Raw genomic sequence first — 24,372 nt, 5'->3', positions numbered from 1 at the left:
GGTAGCGCGTTTGTGCAGCTGGTGGAGGTTCCAGGTATGTATGAACACCTTGACCGCTCGACGTCTTGCGCTGCACGAACGAGAAAGGCCGCATGAGCAACGGCCTAAACGTGCGAGGTAAGGGCGCAGTGCGGCGCTGTCTACCTTTTTGCCACGGGAGAACCACCGCGCTCGCGCAACAACTGAGAGAGTGCCTGCGAGAGTGTGGGATACGCAAACGGGAAGGTCGCCTCCGTCAGGCGTTCAGGCACAAGATGCTGACTGTCCAGCATCACCGTCGCGAGTTCTCCTAACGCCGCTCGGAGCACGAACGCGGGAAGGGGAAACAGAGAAGGTCGCTGCAAAACAGCCTGGACCGCGCGCAGAAACGCTCGATTGGTCACCCTTTCCGGCGCACAGAGATTGAACGGGCCGGAGAGCTGGCGCTGTTCCAGCAGAAACTGGATGGCACGGGCCACGTCCACGAGATGAATCCAGGGCAGCCACTGGTGCCCGTTGCCCACCGAATTCCCCAGCACGCGCGCAAACTGCAGCAGCGGAGGAAAGGCGCCAGCATGGAGGTCGAGGACCAGCCCGGTACGGACGATACAGCGCCTGGTCGGAGCGTGAGCGGTCGATGCCTCCCACTCCTGGCAGACCCGCGCGCGAAAGCCCTGCCCAGGCAAGCTGGTCTCAGTCAGCAGTTCCTGTCCGCGATCCCCATAGTATCCCGAGGCTGAGGCTTGGATCAGTACCGCTGGCGGCCCATAGCGCTCCATCGCTTGGATCACCGCCTGTCCGGCGCTCAGACGGCTCTCCAGGATACGCGCTCGATACGTCCGCGTCCAGCGCCAGTGAGCTGGAGTCGCTCCCGCCAGATTGACGATGGCGCACTCATTGGTCAGCAACTCTCCCCATCCTTGTGCAGATGTGGCATCCCAGCCAATCGTCTGAATCTGTGGCAAGCCTTGTTGGGAAAACAACTGGGCTGTCTGTTGCGGATATCTGCTCAAGATGATGACTTCATATCCTTGAGGAACTAAAAGGTGTGCGAGCGCGCGCCCGATCAGTCCGGTGCCACCAGTAATCAGTACGCGCATGGTTCACCTCTCCTGCTCCTCTGGCTTTCCTGCCCCGTTCTGAGACGCCAGCCAATTAATCCACAGCATCCAAAGAGTAGCGCGTTCTCTAGCCCATGAATGGCGATCATTTGCGCAATGGTGATGGTCCATGCTCCCGTTGTCACGCCGAGCACATACGTTCCGGCAACTAGCATGGTGAAAAAGACGGTCAGATACGACAACGTCAGGAGGACCTGCGCGACCCGTGAAACGGTCGTGGGCACGACGAAACGCAGACCCAGCAGTGTGAGTAGAATCAGACTCAGAGCCAGCAAGTCGGCTGGTACCGTGTCAAGATCAGGCAAGCTGGTGATCTGGGCACCAGTCATCCCGGCAGCGACCAGCAGCGGATCGATCAGGACTCCGATCGCCGCAATGCGATAGGCCGCCCAGCAGACCCCACGACGTGTTGCTGGTCTGTTGTGGAGAGCCTGCCCGGTCAACCCTGTTATGACCAGCGCCGCCAGGGGAATCACGTGAAAATGGACCGCCGTGAGCAGGTCGGTATGCACGCCAAAACCCAGCGGCTGAAGACCCCAACACGCCAGCACCATCCATGCCCCGCCAGCTGGCAGGTAGAGCAGCGCTCCTGCCAGGCAGAGCTCAGTGAGCGAAAGGCGGTGTCGCCTTCGCATCTGGCAGAGTTGAACCAGACCGAGTAGCGCGAGTAGCCCGGTAAATCCCCCCCATCCAGCGGCAAACGTCGCAGCCAGTGGTCCCGCCGGAAGAAAGAAGCTGGCGCCCCCGAGAAAGGCCGCCAATGGCTGGAGAAACACGACCAGCGCAGTCCATTTTGAGAACAAAGGGCCTTTGTTCTGGAAGAAAACAAAGGGGAGAGCTAACGGAGTGATCACAAACAATGCCAGCAAGAGCACGATTTCCAGATCATTCAGTTGGGTCCAACCAAGCAGACGAACACACACGCTTCCTCCCCAGACGCCTCCCCCAAGGCCAAGGCTGATACCGTTCCACCTGACCACATGGTCTTTGTGCAACGACATACGAAGCTCCATTTCTTGCTGCTCACCAAGCACCTCACAGGCACGCGAGCTGGGCACCGGTGACACCCTTGGTGATCAGTCAGATTCATAAAAATGAACAATGTTCACTTGCTAAGAGCATAGCAGATGCGTTATGCTTAAGTCAAGGGTTGGACACCGGCTCGCATGATCGGGAGTCGGTGTCCAGGGTACTCGTGCGGGATGTTGGCGGGCAGAATCGTCTGGAGGAGAGCAGTATGGAATTATCTGAGGCACCTGAGACGCGCGAACCACGAGAAACGCAGAAGCTCACGCAGAAAGCGCTCATGACGCGGCAACGCATTATGGAGACAGCCTGGCGTCTGTTCGCGACGAAAGGCTATGATCAGACTACCATGCGCGAGATCGCAGCAGAGGCCTCGTGTTCATTGGGGTTGACCTATCGGTATTTTGCCAGTAAAGAGGATCTCGTTCTGGAATTGTACTGCTGGCTGGTGCTTCAGTTAGAGGAGCTGATTCCGCTGCTCCCTGTGGTCTCCATCGTCGACCGTTTTCATCAACTCATGCACGCGCTGTTGGAGGTTATGACGCCGCATCGCTTAACGCTGGTTGCTTTATCTGGGGCGGCCCTCAATCCCCTCTCGCGCGCCGGAGTCTTCGGCGAGGAAGGAGCGGACGTTCGTCACCGAGCGCGTGCAAGTTATCGTCTCCTGGTGGAGGGTGCCAGGGATATCCCTCGTGCCTCGCAGGTAGAGGATCTGGCGACGCTTCTCTATGGTTTGCAACTGGCCCTGGTCCTGTTCTGGCTCCAGGATCTCAGCCCTGAGAGACGCCAGACCGAGGCTCTTTTGCAGTTCATTCATGAACTGTTGGAGCGGTTGCGCCCCCTCTTACGGCTTCCCTGGATTGCGCACCTCCTGGCTCGGTTCACGCACATTGTTGGGCCGCTGTTTGGATCGGAAGGATGATCAGCGCCAACGAGGAAGCATGGTTCGCCTCAGCAAGAAGATGATCAAATCATGAGAGCAAGAACCTGTACCGTGACCAACAGTTCTTGCCTCGTTTCTACTCGGAGACTCTTCCCTCTTTTACGCCAATTGTAATACCCATTTTCCGAAACCTCAAGCACCTGGCACATCCGAAGAAAGGGAAACAGTTGACGATGTTCATGAATGCATCGGAATTTTACGGATGGGGTTGCGCGAAGATGCTCATGGCTTTTTTTAAGATATCCCTTTCTTGTCGTAATATGTCATTTTCATGTTTAAGTCTTTTCATTTCCTCTTCTAGTAGTGTCTGATGAGCCTTGCCAGGAAATGCTTCTTTCCCGTGTTTGCCAACTTTCTTTGCACCATTTGCTTAAAGTGCCATCAGAAATACCCAGGTCTCTGGATATTTGTGTTTTGGTTTTTTTACTGGTTTTGAAGAGTTGTACAGCTTGTTGCTTAAATTCTTTCGTATAATTTGGTTGAGAACCCTCCTGTTTGACGTAGAACAGATTTCTCTTCTCTGATCCTCCAAATTCGGGGGAATTCCACCATCTTCTGCCTGGGCATTGGTGATAGTGTCTACATGCACCGCAGCTTTGAGCAGATCGCCGCAGCCGGTGGTGGACAGTTTGCCTCCATCGGCGATGAAGCATCCTTAATGGAGAAGATCCAGGCACTGCTCACCTCCCAACTGGTCGAGACGCCTTGACACTCACCTGCTAAATAGAGCGTTCCAAATCTCTTTTCTTTTCATTTCTCTTTTGTATTGTTGAGCACGGGAAGTGGCAGAAGCCCAAATCGAGATGGCGTTTAACGTTACTTTTTTCGTCCATAGATCAGGACGCAAGTACCATGAAAAACACCTATCGCCAAAAACAGGCAAAAAGCAAAAATCATCAATGGAGGCACTTTTCCTAAAAACATAAAGATAAGAACCAAAATGACAAGAGAGCTAGTGAAATAGAGAAGTGCAAAATCTTTCGTACGCCTGGCATAGTTGTGGTTGACATATGCTTGCCACAAACTCGGAGGAGTATCGTTATTCATCGAAATGTCCCTTTTCATCATATAATCCATATCGAGTAGTATAGCATGATCAGTAATACAAGCAAGCGTATCCTTTCCCAATTTCACTGTTTCCCCTCTTTTACTGTCAACGGCATACCACTGGCCCACTAAGGAAACAGTCAGAGAAGATTGGAATGAAACAGGGAACAGACATTGTGTCTGTCCCCTGTGCTTCGTTATGAGATGATGCTGGGAATGAAGCCGGTTGATGATCTCTGTCGTACTATTTATTGACACTCCCTGGCATAAATGCACAGGGATTCTTCCTTCATCCATGAGACTTGCCCATCAGTCTCACAACTGAAAGGTAGCGATCCACATGTCCAGAAGCGTTGCGCAAACTGAGGTTTGCAGGTTTCCGAGTGCCCCTGGGTACCAACCACTTGTTCTTGTGGTGCATGAAGCCCAACCAACCGTGAGGTGGGTATCGTGCCTCATCGTCTTCAGACGAATCTTTTTGCAATGGCTTCATTTCATACAGGAGAGTCTACAAAATGTTTTAATGGTTGTCAATCAGGAAGAGCCATTCATCCCTGCCATGAATGGACAGGGCTTTCTGGCTCGTTTCCTGTAAATGGCCGTTTTCTTGCAGACTCAGGAGGATAAAAAGATGCCAGAGAAGAAGCCACTGAAGGGCGTTGGAGCCAAAGAAGAACGCCAATACGAGGATATAAAGAAGTCCGCTCAAAAAAGTGGACGCTATGGGGATCGAGCCGAAGAAGTCGCGGCCCGGACCGTTATGAAGCATCATCGCGAAGAGCATCACAAAAAAGGCGAGTAGCTACGAAAGACAAAAAAAAGAAGTGGGAACAGATCAACTGTTCCCACCTCTTTTTTCATGCTATGAAATAGTAGGTATTTGATATGATATGATAATTATGGATGCTTAGCTGTTTTTGGTAAGGACGAGATGGATGAATTTTTTACATTTGCTATTATTGTTTTTTGTAACTATGGTGGGAAGTAGTAGTAATGCTGTGGCTGGCGGGGGGAGCTTTTTTACGGTTCCGGCGCTGATCTTTACTGGAGTAGCTCCGACGATTGCGAATGCAACCAGTACGTTGGCGCTCTGGCCGGGATCGATGGCGAGTACGGTGGCGTATCGACGCGAGATCGCGTATGTGAACCGGCGGGTGCTGGTTTTTCTGGTTGGCATCAGTGTGCTGGGGAGCGTGTGTGGGGCGATCCTTCTGTTGAAGACTTCTCAAGCTACCTTTGTTTTTTTGCTGCCGTATTTGATATTGTTTGCGACCTGTTTGTTTGCTGTGAGCGATTTCCTTGCGGCCCATTCTCGTCGCAAGGAGCTTGATACATCGCCGCTGAGCTGGAAAAAGCTGTTCTGTATTACGTTTGCGCAGTTGCTGGTAGCGATCTATTGCGGCTACTTTGGCGGCGGCGGCAGTATTATGATGGTGGCGCTGCTGGCACTGATAGGCTTGAAGAATATTCATGTGGTGAATGGCCTGAAGTCGTTACTCAGCGTGTGTATGAGCAGTGTGGCTGTGATCATTTTCGCGCTGGCGGGCGTTATCAACTGGCCGGTCGCGTCGGTGATGATTGTGGGTTCCATTATTGGCGGCTATGGCGGAGCCTATTACGCCAGAAAAATTGATCCAAAGTGGATACGTCTCAGTATTATCGGGATTGGGATTGTCTTGACTGTCTATTTTTTCATATATTAGCGCATTTCTAGCGCTGTATCAACTTTGATGGGTCTTATCAGGATAGGAATCGTATGTGCCTGCCAGCCAGTGAGCAGCAAGATCCCGCTGGAAGTGGGAGGCTGACACATTCTCAGCGGACCTCCTTGAACAATTCTTGAGTTTTTCAAGATGATTATTTGAAGTTCATTCCCTATACTACTGATATACACGATATACTTTTCATTTGATTGATATTGTTTCAATAAAATGTATAAAATAGAAAAGTAAGGATAATCATTCGCATGTCAAATAACTTCCCGCCCGACCCGGATGCTACCCGGCGCCGTCAGGACAATCCCTATGATGATCAAAGGACCGTGCCCTTTGCGCACGATGATGCCAGCGCCAGCGTTTCACCCTATGCGCAGCCTACCATCCCTTTTTCACCGGATATGCATAATCCCTATGCCCCCATCCCACTACATAGCAACGAAACGGTGTCTATGGATGCCATGTATCAGAATGCCCCGCAAGCAAGCTATCTTCCTTCAGCAGACATGTCCGCCGCCGCGCCTGCCACCCCTGGGATAATACCAGCGGGAGCGGTATCTTCGGGCGTCATGCCGTCGGGAGCGTTGCCGGGTGGCACGATTCCCACCTCAAAGAAGCCAGCGCGCAAACGCCTGCTAATTGCGAGTATCGCTATCATCGTGATACTGGTCCTGGGTATTGGAGGGGCTGTACTCTTATCGGCAGTGACTGCAAACGCCAACAATCAAGGAACAGCAGCAACGACACCTGCTGCAGACACAACACCCGTAGCGACAGCGAAGGTTGCGAATAAAAGTATCACCACGTATCTCACCCGCTACCGGGCAACGATCCGCGATCAAATCGCGCAAGACCTGCATCTTACCCCGACGCAACTTGAAACACAGCTTGGCGCAGGCCGCAGCTTGAGTGCTATCGCAACCGGCCAGGGTATCTCTGCTACTCAGCTACAGGCCAGCGTATCCAGAGCCTTTGAAAAGAGCTTCCAGCCCGCCCTGGGTAGTGGTGCCCTGACACAAAAGCAAATAACCGCTTTGATAAAACGCATGCTCAAACAGCCGCAGACCCTCGACCGCTTGCTCATGGCCCCGGCCAAAAAAGCCACCACCAAAACCGTATAGAATCCTTCAAAAGAGCACGATGCCTACATTTTTGACATTTGAAGTAATAACTGTCGCCCCGAGGTGGTTGTTGAAGTAGGGGTGGCATGGGGCGAGCGTGTCGTGCGATGCCTACGCTTTTCTGACCGCAATAAAGATGAGGTTGAGGGTGAGGATGATGATAGATATCTATGTAGTGGGACGATATTGTACAATGTGTGTGTTTCTATCGATATGGATTTGTTTGTGAAGTGTTTTTACAGAGATCGCTGGGATGGGCAGTGTATTTTATGAACAACAGCTATCCCAGGCGAGACACAAAGGACGGCAGAGAAGGAATTATTGATCCGTGAAGATTGTGGCTATCATCATTAGCATTGTGCTGATCTTGTTTGTTTTGCAGGATAGCTTTGAGACCATCATTTTACCACGGCGCGTAACGAGGCGCTTCAAAGTATCGCACTTGTTTTATACCTCGACGTGGCTATTGTGGTCCGCTCCGGCCCGTAAAATGCGTTCAGGGAATCGACGTGAAGTCTACCTGAGCTATTTCGGCCCTTTATCGCTGATTGTGTTACTGATACTCTGGGCAAGCGTGCTTGTGTTCTCCTTTGGATTGCTGCAATGGGGATTAAACTCATCCATTACGGCACCAGATAAACATATTACCCTGGCAAGCTATCTCTATTTAAGTGGAACAACATTTATCACGCTGGGATTGGGTGATGTCGTGCCACTTACCGGGAGTGCCCGCCTGCTTACTGTACTGGAAGCTGGCATGGGTTTTGGCTTTCTGGCCCTGATTATTGGCTATGTCCCGGTGATCTATCAGGTCTTCTCCCGCCGCGAATTGGACGTTTCCTTACTGGATGCGCGTGCTGGCTCGCCGCCCAGCGCATCAGAGTTATTGCGTCGCTATTGCCGCGATCAAGGAATTGCGGAACTGCTTCAATTCATCCAGAACTGGGAAGTATGGAGTGCTCAACTCTTAGAGAGCCATCTCTCTTATCCCGTTTTGACCTACTACCGCTCACAGCACGAACACCAGTCCTGGCTGGCGGCGCTTGCCACGATCCTGGATACCTGTGCTTTATTGATGGTAGGATTGGATGGGATTTCCGCCCCGACGATCCGTTTTACCTTTGCTATTTCGCGGCATGCCGCCGTGGACCTGGCTCAGGCGTATAGAATTCGACCGAGCAATCACAAGAACAACCGACTCTCCTCCGATGACTTCCTGCTCTTGCGCGAGCGACTGGGCGACGTCGGGCTGCGTTTTCGCCAGGAAGAGGATGCTGAACAGCGTCTGGCCGAGTTGCGTCGTATGTACGAACCATTTCTCGCCGCCCTGGCCGATCATATGTTGATGACCTTGCCTCCCTGGATTACTACATCGAGTGCACCCGATGACTGGCAAACCAGCGCCTGGGATCATTTCGCAGAATGGTCACCCGATAAATTAGAGGAAGTGACGCATATCATCATCGAAAAACATAATAAAAAAACCTCCCTTGCTCAGAGTAGCCAGTATGGGTATGGTCAGTGATAATCCACGTGAGTACTGACTAGCAACCTGTGTGTCGATGATAAACAAGAGCAACTGTTTTCTGAAAGAGGACAGCACAATAAGCTTGCATATCCGGTTTTCTAGCAGATTTTCGCTGTTAAAAGCAGAGAAAATCTGTCACTTTTTGAGGATGCAGATACGTGCCTGCTGCAAGGGATGGTTTTTTGACACTCCCTGGCATAAATGCACAGGGATTCTTCCTTCATCCATGAGACTTGCCCATCAGTCTCACAACTGAAAGGTAGCGGTCCACATGTCCAGAAGCGTTGCGCAAACCGAGGTTTGCAGGTTTCCGAGTGCCCCTGGGTACCAACCACTTGTTCTTGTGGTGCATGAAGCCCAACCAACCGTGAGGTGGGTATCGTGCCTCATCGTCTTCAGACGAATCTTTTTGCAATGGCTTCATTTCATACAGGAGAGTCTACCAAATGTTTTAATGGTTGTCAATCAGGAAGAGCCATTCATTCCTGCCATGAATGGACAGGGCTTTCTGGCTCGTTTCCTGTAACTGCTCTCGGTCAGGCAGGTGTAGCACGAGCCTCATATCTTACAAATAAACAAACAAGCAAGCTGAAATAAGCACGTGGAGGAATTGCTATGTGGAATAGAAGCGCTTCATCGATTTTCGGGAAGAGCGGAGAGAAGGATGAAGAGCTGGAAGATACGTCTTCCAGCACCAGTGATGTGATTGATGATACGTCCCATCGTTTGCAGGATACGCTCAAATCCGGTCTGCATAAGACCCAGGATTACTTCTCAGGCGGTATTGGGGCAACCTTGCAGGAAAGGCTGAAGAGAGGCAATGCGCCCCTCCAGAAGGCTCAGGATACCGTGCCGGGCGGTATTGGGGCAACCTTGCAGGAAAGGCTGAAGAGAGGCAATGCGCCCCTCCAGAAGGCTCAGGATACCGTGAATGATCTGACGGATACCCTGGCTCAGAGTGGGAAGGCAAAGCTGTCAAAAACCCAGGGTACACTGCAAGATACCCAGGATAGTATTGCTCGATCTGCCAGGCAGGCGCAGAAGAAGCTGAAGAAATCTTTCAATTACGCTAAAGATTTTTCCGGTGATTCAGATGATGAAGCGCTAACGGATACCATCGGTCAGAAGCGAGCAAACATGCAGAAGAGCGCGAAGAAGGCTAAGGAGAAATTGCAGAAAGGAAACGGTAACAGAATATTTTCCCATAAATCCGAGCAGGAAGTACAAGAGGAACAGGATACAAAAGCGCACCGCCATCAGCAGCGGAAGCGCTCAAGAACCCTGTTCCGCCTCGGTATCATCAGTGGCATGGTCATCGCCCTGGTGCTGACCCCGATCACTGGCGAACAGGCCCGCAACAAAGTCAAAGAACTCTGGCAAAAGTGGAACGCCGCTCCCAGGCAGTAGCAGCAGATTCTAAACTCGACTTTGTACATTTTTAGGCTTTTGAGCCTGAGAAAAAGGGTGAGTGCGACGCATTTTCGAGCTCACGTTTTCAAAGTTGTACAAAGTCAAGGTAAGAAGGAGGGCTAAGATCCTGGCAATTTTGCGCAGTAAGGATCTTAGCCCTCGAACGGTCAGGCTGATACTAATGACCTTTGAAGCTTCTGGTTTACACTCGTCTCAATACTCGCAACGTAAACTCACGTCCGAATTGAGGCGAAAGGATACGCCAGAGTATACCCAATGCTGTTTCCATGTTCGGAATATTTGCTGAGTCGCCTGCATCCACTGGGTCAAAGCCGATGTCATGGCATAACTGGGCAACACTTTCTTTCGCATAGGAATCATCGCCGTTGATAAACAGAGTAGCGTTGGTTGGACCATAGTGAGGATTTGCGATGACTTCCCAAGCCACCGTGTTGAAAGCTCTGACCACGCGGGCATTCTTTGCAAGCCGAAGGACTTCCGTACCTGCCGATCTGCCATCCCTAAGATTTGTGCTGTTGATGAGAATCTTGTGGTGGAAATCGCCTACTTCTTCAAGGACACGTTCGATTTCAGTGTCTGGAACGGCCAGGAGGATAACCTCTCCAAAGACGATTGCTTCCTGTACAGATCCCGCCCGGGCATTTTCTCCTGCTGTATGGAGCAATGTTCGTATTTTATCGCTTTGCGGGTCACGTGAACCAAACATCACTTGATGTCCCTTTCCTGCCCATAATGTCCCCAAGGTTCCGCCAATATGCCCTGAACCAATGATCGCAATTTTCATAGGAGAATCTCCTTGACTTGCCAGGAACTTCCCGATTTCATGGACATGAACAAACTCCTCATTCTCTAGAAGGACAACTTCCTTGACATCGTCATCCTCAAACGATATGATATGTTATCATATCGTTTGAGGATGACGATGTCAAGGAAGTGGAAATATGCTAGAATAGAATCTCTCGTATCATCTGTTCTGCCAGAAGCAGAACAGATCCAGTGTCTTGACAAAGGACGGAGAAGTCGCATGCGAACCTGGTCTGAAGATCACCCGAAAGCTCGTTTGCTTGAGCGCAAACAGGGAGCCATTAAAGTGGCGGCGAAAGAACTGTTCCTGCGGCATGGATATGCCAATACAACCATGGAGATGGTCGCCGCTCAGGCCGGTGTTTCCATTATGACCCTCTATCGTCATTTTCGAGGAAAAGATGTCCTCTTTCAGGCGGTCATCCAACATCTGTGTAGCCAGAAAGCAAAGGAGGGCAAAGACATGTTCTGGCAGGGGAATCCTGCCGAGGTGCTGCATCGCTTGGGCCAATTGCGGCTCGCCTACGCTCTCAATCCAGAGGAGATCGCTCTGTATCAAGTCATTCTTGGTGCCATGGAACACTTCCCAGAAGTAGGGCGGATGTATTATCAACTGAGCGTGGAAAAGGCACTTGACCGATTGAGTGCGTACTTTCAGGAACTGGATCGCCACGGGAGCTTACACATTCCCGATCCTCGCCTCTCAGCACAGGTTTTTTTGACCTTACTGCAAGGACAGATCATCGAGCGAGCACGTTTGGGAGCAGGATCCGCTCCGACGAATGAAGAGATTGAGCATCATATTGATGCCTGTGTCACCTTTTTCCTCACGGCTCATCACGCCAACCGTCCTGATTAAGCGGCTCTTCCACTCGACTTCCGAAAGATACATGCACAGAGGTAAGAGGAGTCGTGCGATAGGTGTAGGAAGCCCTGACAGAGCGTTTCCACTTGTTCGGTTTAGTCTAAACGTCAAGTAATCAGCACCTATGGATCTGGAATAGGGGTTGGGTTGCGGCGCTATCGAAATCTCTTGGATACTTATGTTGAGCAAAAGCTGCTCTTCCGCATTGGCGATAGCTATCTTTTTCGTCACCAAATGTTTCTGCGCTATTTTGCTGCATTGCCATGATTCCCTTCCCCCATCACTCGGAAGGATAAAGAGCCCAGATTGTGCTCTGGTAGGCATCAGTATTTTTTGTTGAAGAGATATGACATCTTTGTTGCTATGAGAGAAACCAACCTGAGGACAGGATAGAATCCAACCTGGGGTCAGTCTCTCTTTTCTGCTTTTTTGGTATGCTTTCACTCATGAGAACGAGAGGGCGTGGTAAACGCTTGTAGCGATAGTGAAAGGATTCAGCTCAGCAATGGTACAAATGCCTCTTTCAGGAGATAGCTCAGCCGATGGTTCCCTGGTGCGTGTTGAGCAGGTGACACGGACAATAACAACGCGTAACCAGAAGACAACAATTCTCGATGGTATCACTTTCTCAGTACCCCATGGCGCGCTTTTTGCCATTAATGGACCTTCAGGCAGTGGTAAGTCGACCTTGCTCAATATGCTTAGTGGTATTGATCGTCCCAGTAGTGGACAGATTTTTTTTGCGGGCAATGAACTTCGCGGACGGAGTGAAAATGAACTGGCGCGCTGGCGTGGACAGCACGTAGGCATCATCTTCCAGTTTTTTCAACTTATTCCGACTCTAACCGCCTGCGAGAATATTTTGTTAGCACTCGAGTTGGGCGGTGGTGGCAAGCTTCCGCGTACAGCCAGACGTGCCCGTGCGCTCACTTGCCTGGAGATGGTTGGATTACAAGATCTTGCCCGTCGTCTTCCGAGTGAGCTTTCGGGTGGTCAGCAACAGCGTGTTGCAATCGCACGAGCACTGGCAAACAATCCTTCTGTACTGGTGGCTGATGAGCCAACTGGCAATCTTGATTCGAGAACAGCGCGGCAAGTCTTTGCAACGCTGGCAAGCCTGGTTGAATATAAGCATACGGTCATCTATGTTACCCATGATCCAGCCTTCGCTGCCCTTGCCACGGCCCGTATTGATCTCCTCGATGGTCGCATCGTTAGCCAGCATAATGCGCTGGCAACGATAACATCCTTAGAAGGAGCACAGCGATGAGAGCAAGCTTGAAAAAGCCATTGGCTGATATATTACAGCGAAAGGGACGTACCCTGCTTGTCGTTCTTGCCATTTTTATCGGCGTCTTCGGATTAACCTGCATTCATATGACAAAGGATACCCTCTTTTCTGCTTTTGCCTTTAGTATGAGCAGCCAGATCAATCAGCCGGATATTGTGTTGGCCGTTGACCGGCTTGATTCTGCGCTCTTGCCAGTATTACAGTCTGTGCCCAATGTGAAGGCGCTACAATATGAAACAACCTTTGAGACGCTGTGGCATATTGAGCGCTCGCCAGGCTATACCTCAATACAGATTATCAGCTATCCTGATCTGCACCATGCCTCATTGCCGCCATTTGAACTGGTCAGCGGACGCTATCCACAGCCGGGTGAGATCGTGTTGGAATATGGCGACAAAGGGATTCAAAATGTGCAAATTGGTGATCAGATAAGCGTTGATACTTCTTTGGGTAGTGCGCAATTGCGTGTTGTCGGCTTCGCACGGACGCCGGGTATCAATCCTGCGGTCAGCGATAAAGCTCAGGGATATATGAGCGACAATGGTATTCAGCACCTCGCTGCGTTTGCGACGCTTGATCATCCCGATCGTCCGACGCGACTCCATTCCATTGTCGTCAAAGTTACCACCATTCGTGAGGTAAACGCGACGGCTCATGCGCTCCAGCAACAACTGAACTCTCATCAGATAAAAGTGCAGTTGACGGCTTTCCCAGACGCCACCATTTTGCCGTTACAGCAGTTCGATGGCATCTTTGCGCTGCTGGAAATCCTGGTATGGGTGGCGATGGGTATCAGTGCGCTGCTCGTCTTTACTACGGTGACAACAATAATCACTGAGCACATAGCTATTATCGGTACGATGAAGGCGTTGGGCGGGACAGGTGGACGGATCATGCAGAGTTATCTCTTCATGGTGGGGATCTATTGTCTTCTGGCGACGATACCCGGTCTCCTGCTCGGCATTGGAGGAGGGTTCCTGCTGGCCTCTTTGATTGCGACCAGCGTTCCACTCTCACCAGGACCTTTCTCGCTTCCACCTGAAATTATCCCTTTTGCGCTTGCTGTTGGTTGTGGTGTGCCACTGCTCGCCGCACTGTTACCACTCTGCAATGGTATGCGTATGACTGTGCGCGAGGCACTCTCAGGATATGGTATTCGCGTAGAAACGGTCCCACAACGTGGTTTACTTGCTCGCTTTCATCTTCATCCAGCGTGGCCTTCCCAGACGCTCTGGCTGGGACTGCGGAGCCTCTTTCGCAAACGCTGGCGTCTGATGTTAATATTACTGACACTTAGTAGCGCAGGCACGAGTTTTCTTATAGTGCAGATAGTGACAACTTCTATCAATGACACGGTTGGATCAGCCTATAGCAGGCTTGATGCAGATGTAGAAGTTGATTTAGAAAATGCGTCATTCAGCAAGATGCACGCACAATTGCAAGCACTCTCGAATGTTCAAAGGATTGAACGTTATGGGACAAGCGGCGCAAACACGACCTGGGGGCGCATCGTCCTATCGGGTTTTGATCCTGATACCCACCTGTATCGCTATCAGCTTACCAGCGGGCGCTGGCTGCGTTCTGATGATACCAATGCTGTTCTACTCAGCGACGATTTCGCCGCACGTTCTGGCTTGCATAGTGGTAACACACTCACCCTCACCGGGCAGAACAATCAATCCGCCACCTGGACCGTGGTTGGGACACTGCGCCAGGCCGTCGATAGCATGGGCCAGGTTGGCGCAGCCGTCCTCCCCGTCGATACGCTCTATCGTTTTATGGGCATTCCCGAAAATAAAGTCTCGGATACAGCTATGCGGCTACTATTACATACCCAAAACCATTCTCAGGCCGCGCTGAATCAACTGACTACGCAGATTGGTAAGCTAGCCCTTGGCTCGGTGATCAATAATGAGAGCGCAAAAAGTGGTACTATTGTGAATGTGTTTCTGCTACAGAACGAGATAATCCGGCACCAGCGTAGCTGGTTTGGGATCTATGGTTTGCTCTATGGAGTTGCTGCCATGATCGGTCTGGCTGGCATCCTGTGTCTGGCGAAGGAATTGACGAATTCAGTACTGGAACGACAACGTGAGATTGGCATCCTGCGCTCAATGGGGGCAAGCTCCTGGCGTATCATGCAGGTCTTTTGGATTCAGGGACTGGTACTGGGCGGCCTGGCTTGGCTATTCGCAGCGTTATCCGGGCTCCCACTGGCCTACGGCTTTGTACGTCTCTTTAGCAGTCTGGTTCTCCCAACGACGTTCATTGGCGATCCCCTGGCCTTGCTCATGATGCTGATCTCGATCCTGTTCATCGCGAGCGTTGCCTGCCTGTTCCCGGCACTTCACGCCTCAAGAATGAGGATTGCAACCATGTTGCGCTATGAATAAAAGGTCCATCTTCCTGAGGAAAATAATTAATTGGTGCATTGAAGAGCAAAATGGTGTTTTTCTCGTGTTATACTAGGACATAGCTGTTGTGCGTTGAGAGGAAATCATGGGGAAACTTTTTAGACAGTTCGCATTCTCTTATGTATTAGTCTCGCTCGTAGCCACCCTCAGCATTGAAATCGCAACCACGCTGATCCCGGCCATTCAGGAGGTCCAGCGTGGTCGTATCAATGATTCCTCTTCCCTGAACAAGCAAGATATGCAGCGTTTTGCCTCTTATCTGCAACAGCCCACCGCTAATCCCGATGCACTCCGTTATTGGATAGCCATTCCTGCTTTTGATGCGCTACATACGGCTTATCCTTCCCTTTCCTTTCTCGCAGTCACTAATAGCCGGGGGCAGATTCTGGCTTCAACTGCCTGCGGTACTACCGTTCTTCTCGCATCGCCCACATTGCATTGTGCCAGAACAGTGGATGAGCAAAGGGAGAAGCTTCTCCAGCTCTCTCAAATTGAGGTATTTATCCAGCATTGGATGCGGCAGAATAATACAAGTACATTTACGCTCACAGGTCACTTGCTGTCCGGTGAGAGCCTGCGCATGGAATTGCTTGTGGGTGATGGGAAGCAGCAGAGTGGTGCCCTTGTTATGATCTTTCATGGTCCCCCGCCCGTGCAGAATACGACAGACACTTTCTGGCAAAGTTTCGGTTCGGCACTGCTGGATTACCTCCATCCAGAGGGACTCTATTTTATGCTGTTTGCGAGCGCTTTTGGCACCTTGTTTGGCTTGCTTATCTCACGAAATCTCACGCGGCGACTTGAGCGTATCACTCGTGCGGCAGAGGCCTGGAGTCGGGGTGATTTCACTGTGGCGGTGAAGGACAGATCGACAGATGAACTGGGGCAACTCACGCGCGATCTCAATCGGATGGTAGAGCAGTTACAATTTCTTCTCAGCAGTAGACTATCGCTGGCTGTGGTTGAGGAGCGTAATCGACTGGCACTCGACCTGCATGACTCGGTCAAACAACAGGTCTTCTCGAATGCGTTACTCGTTCATGCCGCTCGCACTATCCTGGAGCGCAATCCGCAAAAAGCCTCCCAACATCTCCAGGAAGCCGAACAGATTGCCGAGCGTATCCAACGAGAATTGATCGAATTGATTTCAGCACTGCGCCCTGCTGCCATTGCCAGCCAGGGACTGGTGACAGCTACGCGTGCCTATCTCAATGACTGGTCCAGTCAGACTGGTATTGCGACTGAACTTCATGTACAAGGAGAGCAAGTCACGCCACTTGATATGGAAGTAACGCTTTATCGAGTAATTCAGGAAGGGCTTGCCAATGTTGCACGGCACAGCCAGGCCCGGCAGGTTGCTATTATCCTGTTCTGGGAACTGGAGCAATTCCGGCTTTCCATAAGCGACAATGGCAAAGGTTTCTCGGTACCGCAGGCTTGGGGCAAAGGGGTTGGATTAGCGAGCATGCAGGAACGCATAGCGCATCTTATGGGTAACTTGATCGTGGAGAGTTCGGAGCAGGGAACGCTGATTACTGTCTCTATACCTTTGCCATATTCCGCAGCCGAAAAACCAGACAAAGTAGAAGCTAAGATGAGAGGAAATGTGTAGATGCCTGATCCCATTACGATCTTGATTGTTGACGATCATGCGGTTGTCCGTCATGGTATACGGACCCTTTTGGAGACAGAAGAAGATTTTGAAGTGGTCGGCGATGTCGGTTCAGGTGCTGAAGCTGTGCTTCTGGTGGCACAACTCGTACCAGATGTCATTTTGATAGATCTGCTAATGCCTGGCATGGATGGGGTTGAGACAACTCATCTGTTGAAGCAGCACAGCCCCCATTCTCAAATTATCGTCTTAACCTCTTACCACGAAGATGAACATATTTTTCCCGCGATCCGTGCTGGCGCGCTTTCTTATCTTTTAAAAGGAGTTGCCCTGGGTGACATTGCCGTTGCGGTACGCAAAGCAGCCCGGGGAGAGGCAGTTTTACATCCATCGATCGCCACACGGATGCTACAGGATCTGCACGGGCAAACAAGGGAAACATCGCGCCTCTATGCGACGCTCAGTGAGCGTGAACGAGAGGTGCTCAAGTGTATTGCGCAAGGATTATCCAATGGTCAAATTGCAGAACGCCTGGTTATTACGGAGCGAACTGTAAAGAGCCATGTCAATAACATCCTGAGCAAACTGCATGTCGTGGATCGGACACAGGCTGCTATCTATGCATGGCGTGAGGGAATCATGGGAGGAATGGGGAGAGGAAAATAACTCAGATAGTTGTACGCCCTTTATACTGATACCCATACATCTCTATGCGTGGAATTTTGTCTTTCTATGGGTGGAAGTGGAGAAAAAAAGATGATATGGTAGAAGGAAGAAGAAGCGAAAGTGATGGTTTGATGGCTTATGGATCGGCGAACCTGTATCAGGATATGGAGTGTATTCCTGGTTGGTGGTGTTTTTCTGTGTGTACTTTTGATCTGGTTCTCTCCATCTGCTGTTGCGCACGAAAGAGTTGCAGCGGAAAGTTTTACCAGAGTTCAGGATACTCCAACGGTGGATGCAACGGTGACCGCCTTGCAGAAAGAGCAACTTGCGCAGCAGGTAGAACAGCTCAAAAATCAGAATAGTTGGTCGGCATGGACAAATCTTGCGACGCCGCTCTCTATTTTGATTGGCCTGTCGACTGTGCTGGGTGGTGTATGGCGTTATCTGAGGGATCAGCAGGCTGAGCGCGAGAAGCGCTATGAAGCCGAGAGGCAGCAGCGAGTGGATCAGCAGGCTGAACGCGAGAAGCAGGTTGAAGAACGGTTTCAAAAGGTTGTTGAAGGATTGGGGAGTACCAGTGAGGCTTCACAGGTGGGTGCGGCGATTCTGCTGCGCACATTTGTGCGTGAAGGTAAAGGATATGAACAGTTTTATAGCCAGGCTTTTGATCTGGCAGTTGCGCACTTGCGACTGCGTACCATCAATCCAAAGGTACCTGAACCTCTCACATCATTGAGCCAGGCGCTCGTCACGGTATTAAAAGAATCCTATCCATTGGCACGGGATTGGCTCAAAGAGCATCCTCGCTACCTGGATGCCGCCCGTATTCAATTGGATCATGCCTATCTTTCCAGTGCCGATCTGCAACGGTTCTGGATACCCAAGGCCTCTTTAAGGAAGGCGACCCTGCGCTCGACCAATCTGCGGAAAGCCAATCTAAATGGTGTGAATTTCTCTGGCGCAAACCTCTGTGGAGCGAACCTCGCAGGTGCTGATCTCTATGGCGCGAACCTGTGCGAGGCGGATCTTAATGGGGCTGACCTGACAAACGTTGATCTATCGACTGTGAAAGTCTGGACGAATGCGCGATTATATAATGTGAAAGGGGTGACGCAAGCACAATTGGAGGCATGCAAAGAAAAAGGAGCCATCATTGGTCATGCGATAGTTTCTCCTTCAGATAGTCATGATGTTGAGCAGGTAGCGGTCAAAGCACCGACCATCCCGAATACACTTGCCTCTTTTTGATGGAGCTGCGCGCTGGCAACACATTCTTCTATTTTGATCGGAATGAATCCTGTTGCCAGATTTCAGGCTAGCCTTTCTCCTCAAACAAATCCAACGCAGCCTGAAGAATAGCGGTAATATTGTTGTCTTTATGGCATAGTTTAAGATGGAAAGTGCGGGAGAGTCCAAATTTTAGCGATGGGATACGTATATCCCATCGCTGATCAATCAATGAAAACGACAGGCGATTACCACCTGGGCAGATGGCCAGCGGGGTAGCGGCTGCCAAATGCACCGTGCGGCAGAATCTGCCGGATGAGATCGAGATCAGTCGAGCTGAGGGTTACATCAACAGCAGCGATGTTCTCCGCCAGACGGGCAGGATTTCGTGTACCAGGAATCGGCACGATATCCTGCCCCTGGGCGAGTAGCCACGCCAGGGCCAACTGGGTTACGGTGATACCCTTAGATGTCGCCAGTTCGATCAACTGACCAATGGCCTTGACGTTCGCATGATAATTCTCACCCTGCCACCGCTCGTCGAAGCGGCGCATGTCTCCTTCCGGGTACTCACTTCCCGGCCTGACGGTAGAGGTAAGAAAACCACGCCCCAATGGGGAGTAGGGAACGAAGCCGATACCCAGTTCACGGATCAGAGGTAGGATAGTGGTCTCGACGTCGCGCTCAAAGATAGAATACTCGGTTTGCAGTACAGAAACCGGTTGGATGGCGTGGGCGCGACGGATGATGTCAGGGCCAGCCTCACTGAGTCCGAAGAAGCGCACTTTACCGGCATCAATGAGATCTTTGACCGCACCTGCGACGTCCTCAATTGGCACATGAGGATCAACGCGGTGTTGGTAAAGCACGTCGATGTGGTCCGTCTGGAGATAGCGCAAACTATTCTCGGCGACCTCGCGGATGTGCTCAGGTCGGCTGTCCAATGCCTCATTTTGCATCTGATCGCGAGTCATGTCGTAACCGAACTTAGTGGCGAGTACGACCTCGTTGCGAAAGTCCTTAACCACTCGACCGAGCAGTTGTTCATTCGAGCCGGTTCCCATACCGTAGAGTTCAGCGGAGTCGAAGAGGGTCACGCCGAGCTCGTAGGCACGACGAATTGTGGTGATACTCTGCTCAGTATCACTGGGACCATAAGCCATCGTCATACCCATTGTTCCCAATCCGAGAGATGAAACTTCAAGGCCCTGTTGGCCAAGTGTACGATATTTCATAGCACATTTATCCTTTTCATACTTGCACAACACGTTTCTCGTGTTTACGGTTCGATTATCTCTTGTGATAGAATTATGCAGTCTCGTTTGAGAGAGAACCAGAACTTAGATTATCCTGGTATAAAAACTGTCAGGCTAGGAATATAAAGAAGCAGCAATGAACGATACACAACGACATCAAGAACTGGCGCACTTTTTACGAACACGACGAGAACGGATCTCGCCCGAAGCGGCGGGATTATCTGTTAGGTCGCGCCGTCGCACGCCAGGATTGCGGAGAGAAGAGTTGTCGCAGCTCGCAGGGATAGGAGTAACATGGTATACGAGATTAGAGCAAGGGCAGGATATCATCGTCTCGCCACAGGTTCTCGAAAGCCTGGCACGAGTATTTAACCTGAATGCAGCCGAGCGTCATCATCTCTTCGTCCTGGCACGAGAAGAGGTGCCAGCCGATCCATATCCTTTTACAAGCCAGATCAGCCCTCAACTCCAAAATGTTCTCGATACAATGGGCAATTCTCCTGCCTATATCATCAATCCACGCTGGGATATCATAGGTTGGAATCAGGCTATGCGCTCCGTCTTTTCAGGATTTGACGAGTAATTGATGCATGAGCGTAATGTTCCACGCTCACTATTCACCAATCCATTGCTGCGCACAATGCTTTACGATTGGGAGAACGATGCAAAATGGATACTAGCCATGTTTCGTGCAAGTACGGATCGCTATGTAAACGAGCCATGGTTCAAGATTCTGGTAGAGGAGCTTCAGCAGAAGAGCCCGGATTTTCGGGAGTGGTGGTCGAGGCATGATATACAGTCAGTGTATTTGGGGCATAAAAAACTGCATCATCCTCTGATTGGGCAATTAGCATTTCAACCAAGCATGTTTCAGGTGATTGATGCACCAGATTTACAAATGGTTATCTTTACCCCAGCAGAAGCGGAGACGGAGAAGAAGCTGATTCGCTTGACGCAGCCAATAGAGGTCCAAATGGCTGGTAGAAGGAAGAGCATATAAAGGTAGAAAACGAGTCGCTCAGGGATAAAAAAGGGGGAAAGTTCGCCTCATAGTGTAAATTCCGGTGTAACCATCAGTCTCCCTCCCGCACAAGCGGTAAATGAAGTGTTCCAACAGCCAGACCGTCGGAGATACGCGTACACCATTTACAACGCTCAGGAACAGTATATCAGATGGGGAGCGGCTTTCCCAGGAAACGTTGTCCTAATGCTCATGATTCAGAGCAAGTGTGTATGTTTCAGGGCAAAAACGGTCGAGATTTCAGGGCATTTCTTCTGAAAACGCTGTTGAAAAAAGACAGAAAAATCCCCCTTGCGCCATCTTCGATGGCGCAGTTTATCAGGGATGGACTCACCTCTCTGTTCTATGGGGTTCAGGAGGCGGGTGCAATCACCTGATAGCCTAATTGTTGTAAGCGCCGGACGAAGTGATCAGGTCCACGATGCTCATCCAGTTGATGGAAAAACTCCACACCTTTTTCCTGATACGGTTGTTCTCGGATCATCATGTGGTAAAAGATCACCAGGATACTATGGGCAACGGCCATGGCCGCTCGCTTTGTTCCCTTTCGCTGTTTGATTCGACGATACTGCTCCCCAGATATGTCTGTGTCAGAGCAGTCGCACACTTCTCCCTCATCATTCTCGTTCTTGACCGCAAGGGTCCGGGCTTTTGTCGCATCTTCTCCGGCTCCAGTCCAGCCAGGAGCAGTCTAGCACCAGGCACGCCTACCAGAATATTCACCAGGTATAGAAACTGTCCAGACCGTATGTTCCCCAGGCCAGGGATAGTTCGCCTCCATGGTGGATCTCATGCTCCATGACATGCCAGACAATCCACTGCCGGGTGTGTGCAGGCTCTTCTTCGAACCCGTGCTTCTGGAGCCATGCCTGATGCGAGGCCGGAGGAGGAAAAAGCTGCTCCAGATCAGCGGAAGTCCAGCGGTCCAGGGCTGAAGAGATCACGTGCCAGGTCTTCTCAAATATGGCAACCAGAGAAGCGGCCTCGCGCATGGCTTGCTCGTCATCGTTCCAGTGGGCCAGATTGGGATCTCCTTCCCCCATCCACCCAGAGAACCAGAAGATGCGTGCATCGATCAGATGGGCAAGCTGCTCTCCAATCGAGCGTTGATGTGCTGCCAGTGGCAGGAAAAGTTGTTCAGATGAAAGTAGGGCGATGGTTTGGACCAGAGCGTGCTGATAGTTCTCCCAGCCCCGTTTATAGAACGTGACGAGAGGAGATGTCTGTTCTGTCATGGGTGTCTGCTCCTTGCTTCAATGATGTGCTTCCATGAGTGGAAGTGTCAGTATCGTACCATGGAGGAGGGATCAAAACTTCTTCGATCTTGCTCTTTGTCGAACCTACTTTAATCGAGAGTGCAAAATCCTCTTCGGTGTACATCCGATGCGTGACGTGCAACGGATGCGAACGGTTGCGGGAAACGGTGTCCGATCATGTCAGTCGATAAGCGCTGGTTGCCAGAGTGCAGGCTGGCTTTTGGATGAGTGCCTGTTTGCCGATTTGGACGCGTCAGTATACTGATGGTATGGTAGACCTTTGGGTCTGATGTAGCCAGTACAAGGAGGGACTATGCGTAGAACACTGTTTTGTTTGTTGTTTGGCGCGTTACTCATCGGTGGACTGACCTTTTCCTCTTTCGCGGCACCGCGCGTGTTTGCCGCATCTCATGTTCATGCATCTATTCCTGGTTGTGCGGATTGGGATTACTCCTGCGGCTATCTGCACGGCTTCGCCGATGGAAGATCGGCGGCTAACAATGGACTGTGCCACACACTGTTTTTTGCCTATGCCTCAACCACACCCAGCCAGCAAGGCTATCGAGATGCCTTCAGGGATTATTGTCCCTAGTTAAACCATAACAACCTGTTGTGCGGATCAGTAGGAGTCTTGATTCCCTTTTTTGCTACCCTCGCCTCATTCTAACTGAGCGCCAGGGGGAATGCACAAAGTTTGTTGCATTCCCCATCCCCTTTATTCATAGACAAGGCATACTACCGACCATGGTGCTGGCAGCGATATTCATTTTCACCGGAGCGGGCGTCACAGGCTGCAACGTCCACGTGATCAGTGTGCGGCAGGCGCTCACCCCGGCGCGCTTTCTGGGCCGCATGACCTCCATCTATCGCCTGCTCACCTACGGCGTCATTCCGATAGCCGCACTACGCACTACTCAGCGGTTTTCTGGGACAATGGATCGGCCTGCCAGCCACGCTCTTGATTAGTACCACCGGCCTGGCCCTGGACTTTCTCTGGATACTGCTCTCACCCATCCCCCGCCTGCGCACCCTCGAACTTGGCATCGACAGCGCCACCCTGTCCCCCGAGCCCGTGAGCCCGTAGATACAGATCGGGATTGGTGGCGTTGGGTAAATGGTCGTACGAGGAACGGGAAAGTGCACCTCGGTTGCGACATCGGCACGCATCTACACTTCTCCATTATGCTCAGAGGTTTGCTCAAGCCGGTTACTTGCGTAATGCAGCCAGTTCGGGATCGTTGAGTGACCATTCTTTGAGGCGAGGGGCGAGTGTCAAGGCTTCCTGTAAGAGAGTGGTAGCTTTCTCCAATTGGTTCTGCATTGCGTAAAAGCAGGCCAGGTTATAGAGGAAGCTTCCTTTCACCGATTCGGGTACCTCAGCCTGGATGATTTTGTTCACGCAATCCTCACGAATCTGGATCGCCCGCGGGAGGTCGTGATGGTCGAGATAATACTGTGCACGATGTTCCTGGTCGTGTTCGTAGAAAGTGCCCAGGAAGGCTGCATACAGCGGATTTTCCCCGGAAATCGAACTGAAGCGATCGGAGATCGTCAGCTCTTCTTCGCTGAGTTGCTCGATCAACGTGATGAGTTCAGCGTAGATCCGCTCAGATTCAGCACGAATATCCGACCAGGAGCGCTGTTGTTGCTCTTCAAAGTGGAATTGACCCGTTTTTGGAGGGGACTCAAACGGAAAGAATGAGTCAGTGGAAATGCATCAAATAAGAGAAAAGAACGATCATTTCTCTGTATATATACGTATTCCGTATACGTATATATTAACATACAAACAAGATATTTGTCAAGAAAGATGATTCTCTGTCTTTTTTTCTTGTTTTTCGTAATCAACTGGACTCATATATCCTAAAGAAGAATGTCTTCGTTTCCTGTGATAATAGACTTCTATGTACTCAAAAATCACTTTTTTGGCTTCATGGCGGCTGGAAAAAATAGCCTTCTCAGCACACTCTTTCTTGAGTGTTGCCCAAAAGCTCTCGATCATCGAGTTGTCGTAACAATCACCTTTTCTGCTCATACTCACCTGAATGT

General features: G+C 50.9%; 24 protein-coding genes and 2 pseudogenes. 16 read left to right on the top strand and 10 right to left on the bottom strand.

Annotated features, from left to right (window positions below):
• Window positions 1–140 precede the first annotated feature (140 nt).
• Both F1593_RS11110 and F1593_RS11105 read right to left on the bottom strand, forming a co-directional pair.
• On the bottom strand, window positions 141–1,079 hold the full coding sequence (locus F1593_RS11110) for a TIGR01777 family oxidoreductase (protein ID WP_149401635.1): 939 nt from the start codon (window positions 1,077–1,079) through the stop codon (window positions 141–143).
• Complete coding sequence (locus F1593_RS11105) at window positions 1,067–2,101, bottom strand: YndJ family transporter (protein WP_172632046.1); 1,035 nt, start codon at window positions 2,099–2,101, stop codon at window positions 1,067–1,069. Before F1593_RS11105 ends, F1593_RS11110 begins: the two co-directional genes overlap by 13 nt.
• Before the next feature lie 236 nt (window positions 2,102–2,337).
• Between F1593_RS11105 and F1593_RS11100 the strand changes: the two genes are divergently transcribed.
• Window positions 2,338–3,048, top strand: coding sequence for a TetR/AcrR family transcriptional regulator (locus F1593_RS11100; protein WP_149401633.1), 711 nt, complete (start codon window positions 2,338–2,340; stop codon window positions 3,046–3,048).
• Between the two features lie 65 nt (window positions 3,049–3,113).
• Here F1593_RS11100 and F1593_RS30125 read toward each other — a convergent pair.
• A pseudogene (locus tag F1593_RS30125) lies at window positions 3,114–3,578 on the bottom strand (transposase); the annotation flags it as partial.
• A 74-nt stretch (window positions 3,579–3,652) separates the two neighbouring features.
• Between F1593_RS30125 and F1593_RS29595 the strand changes: the two are divergent.
• A complete protein-coding gene (locus F1593_RS29595; protein WP_268907038.1) occupies window positions 3,653–3,778 on the top strand; it encodes a hypothetical protein in 126 nt (41 codons plus the stop codon).
• A gap of 107 nt (window positions 3,779–3,885) precedes the next feature.
• On the opposite strand, the gene F1593_RS28955 is transcribed toward F1593_RS29595, so the two are convergent.
• The gene (locus F1593_RS28955) at window positions 3,886–4,116 is read right to left on the bottom strand and encodes a hypothetical protein (RefSeq protein ID WP_149401631.1); all 231 of its coding nucleotides are present in this window, start codon (window positions 4,114–4,116) and stop codon (window positions 3,886–3,888) included.
• Between the two features lie 631 nt (window positions 4,117–4,747).
• On the opposite strand from F1593_RS28955, the gene F1593_RS28305 reads away from it, so the two are divergent.
• The 5 genes from F1593_RS28305 (at window position 4,748) to F1593_RS11070 (ending at window position 9,887) form a co-directional block, all read left to right on the top strand.
• A complete protein-coding gene (locus F1593_RS28305; RefSeq protein ID WP_172632044.1) occupies window positions 4,748–4,918 on the top strand; it encodes a hypothetical protein in 171 nt (56 codons plus the stop codon).
• A 133-nt stretch (window positions 4,919–5,051) separates the two neighbouring features.
• Complete coding sequence (locus F1593_RS11085; protein ID WP_149401630.1) at window positions 5,052–5,819, top strand: sulfite exporter TauE/SafE family protein; 768 nt, start codon at window positions 5,052–5,054, stop codon at window positions 5,817–5,819.
• A 263-nt stretch (window positions 5,820–6,082) separates the two neighbouring features.
• On the top strand, window positions 6,083–6,952 hold the full coding sequence (locus F1593_RS11080) for a hypothetical protein (RefSeq protein ID WP_149401629.1): 870 nt from the start codon (window positions 6,083–6,085) through the stop codon (window positions 6,950–6,952).
• Between the two features lie 328 nt (window positions 6,953–7,280).
• Window positions 7,281–8,477 (top strand): potassium channel family protein, encoded by a 1,197-nt coding sequence (locus F1593_RS11075; RefSeq protein ID WP_149401628.1) that lies wholly within the window; start codon window positions 7,281–7,283, stop codon window positions 8,475–8,477.
• A 618-nt stretch (window positions 8,478–9,095) separates the two neighbouring features.
• A complete protein-coding gene (locus F1593_RS11070) occupies window positions 9,096–9,887 on the top strand; it encodes a hypothetical protein (protein ID WP_149401627.1) in 792 nt (263 codons plus the stop codon).
• Between the two features lie 205 nt (window positions 9,888–10,092).
• On the opposite strand, the gene F1593_RS11065 is transcribed toward F1593_RS11070, so the two are convergent.
• Window positions 10,093–10,695, bottom strand: a complete 603-nt coding sequence (locus F1593_RS11065) for an NADPH-dependent F420 reductase (RefSeq protein WP_149401626.1) — start codon at window positions 10,693–10,695, stop codon at window positions 10,093–10,095.
• 240 nt (window positions 10,696–10,935) lie between these two features.
• On the opposite strand from F1593_RS11065, the gene F1593_RS11060 reads away from it, so the two are divergent.
• From F1593_RS11060 to F1593_RS11035, 6 genes are all read left to right on the top strand, one after another.
• Complete coding sequence (locus F1593_RS11060; RefSeq protein WP_172632043.1) at window positions 10,936–11,574, top strand: TetR/AcrR family transcriptional regulator; 639 nt, start codon at window positions 10,936–10,938, stop codon at window positions 11,572–11,574.
• A gap of 511 nt (window positions 11,575–12,085) precedes the next feature.
• Window positions 12,086–12,850: an ABC transporter ATP-binding protein gene (locus F1593_RS11055; RefSeq protein ID WP_149401624.1), complete on the top strand. Its 765-nt coding sequence runs from the start codon at window positions 12,086–12,088 to the stop codon at window positions 12,848–12,850.
• Window positions 12,847–15,264 (top strand): ABC transporter permease, encoded by a 2,418-nt coding sequence (locus F1593_RS11050; protein ID WP_149401623.1) that lies wholly within the window; start codon window positions 12,847–12,849, stop codon window positions 15,262–15,264. Before F1593_RS11055 ends, F1593_RS11050 begins: the two co-directional genes overlap by 4 nt.
• A 106-nt stretch (window positions 15,265–15,370) precedes the next feature.
• Entirely contained in the window at window positions 15,371–16,897 is a 1,527-nt protein-coding gene (locus tag F1593_RS11045; protein WP_149401622.1) for a HAMP domain-containing sensor histidine kinase, read from the top strand.
• A complete protein-coding gene (locus F1593_RS11040; protein WP_149401621.1) occupies window positions 16,898–17,563 on the top strand; it encodes a response regulator in 666 nt (221 codons plus the stop codon). It begins immediately after the preceding gene.
• 288 nt (window positions 17,564–17,851) lie between these two features.
• The gene (locus tag F1593_RS11035) at window positions 17,852–18,811 is read left to right on the top strand and encodes a pentapeptide repeat-containing protein (protein WP_172632042.1); all 960 of its coding nucleotides are present in this window, start codon (window positions 17,852–17,854) and stop codon (window positions 18,809–18,811) included.
• 227 nt (window positions 18,812–19,038) lie between these two features.
• Here F1593_RS11035 and F1593_RS11030 read toward each other — a convergent pair whose 3' ends face one another.
• Entirely contained in the window at window positions 19,039–20,025 is a 987-nt protein-coding gene (locus tag F1593_RS11030) for an aldo/keto reductase (RefSeq protein WP_149401619.1), read from the bottom strand.
• Window positions 20,026–20,182: 157 nt separating this feature from the next.
• Between F1593_RS11030 and F1593_RS29265 the strand changes: the two are divergent.
• A pseudogene (locus F1593_RS29265) lies at window positions 20,183–21,046 on the top strand (helix-turn-helix transcriptional regulator).
• 373 nt (window positions 21,047–21,419) lie between these two features.
• Here F1593_RS29265 and F1593_RS28300 read toward each other — a convergent pair.
• Together F1593_RS28300 and F1593_RS11015 are read right to left on the bottom strand one after the other, a co-directional pair.
• Window positions 21,420–21,593: a hypothetical protein gene (locus F1593_RS28300; RefSeq protein ID WP_172632041.1), complete on the bottom strand. Its 174-nt coding sequence runs from the start codon at window positions 21,591–21,593 to the stop codon at window positions 21,420–21,422.
• Between the two features lie 193 nt (window positions 21,594–21,786).
• The gene (locus F1593_RS11015) at window positions 21,787–22,302 is read right to left on the bottom strand and encodes a DinB family protein (RefSeq protein ID WP_149401616.1); all 516 of its coding nucleotides are present in this window, start codon (window positions 22,300–22,302) and stop codon (window positions 21,787–21,789) included.
• A 334-nt stretch (window positions 22,303–22,636) separates the two neighbouring features.
• Here F1593_RS11015 and F1593_RS11010 point away from each other — a divergent pair, with 334 nt between their 5' ends.
• Together F1593_RS11010 and F1593_RS28295 are read left to right on the top strand one after the other, a co-directional pair.
• The gene (locus tag F1593_RS11010; RefSeq protein WP_149401615.1) at window positions 22,637–22,915 is read left to right on the top strand and encodes a hypothetical protein; all 279 of its coding nucleotides are present in this window, start codon (window positions 22,637–22,639) and stop codon (window positions 22,913–22,915) included.
• A gap of 212 nt (window positions 22,916–23,127) precedes the next feature.
• Window positions 23,128–23,289, top strand: a complete 162-nt coding sequence (locus F1593_RS28295; protein WP_172632040.1) for a hypothetical protein — start codon at window positions 23,128–23,130, stop codon at window positions 23,287–23,289.
• 241 nt (window positions 23,290–23,530) lie between these two features.
• On the opposite strand, the gene F1593_RS11005 is transcribed toward F1593_RS28295, so the two are convergent.
• Window positions 23,531–23,905 carry a TPR end-of-group domain-containing protein gene (locus F1593_RS11005; RefSeq protein ID WP_149401614.1) on the bottom strand — a complete coding sequence of 125 codons (375 nt, stop codon included), beginning with the start codon at window positions 23,903–23,905 and terminating at the stop codon, window positions 23,531–23,533.
• Between the two features lie 219 nt (window positions 23,906–24,124).
• On the bottom strand, window positions 24,125–24,372 hold a 248-nt coding region (locus F1593_RS11000; protein WP_149401613.1), incomplete at its 5' end, for an integrase core domain-containing protein.

Source organism: Dictyobacter arantiisoli (assembly GCF_008326305.1).
GTDB classification, from domain to species: domain Bacteria; phylum Chloroflexota; class Ktedonobacteria; order Ktedonobacterales; family Ktedonobacteraceae; genus Dictyobacter; species Dictyobacter arantiisoli.
The sequence above is the reverse complement of the archived record's forward strand: the minus strand, read 5'-3'. Positions and strand labels throughout refer to the sequence as shown.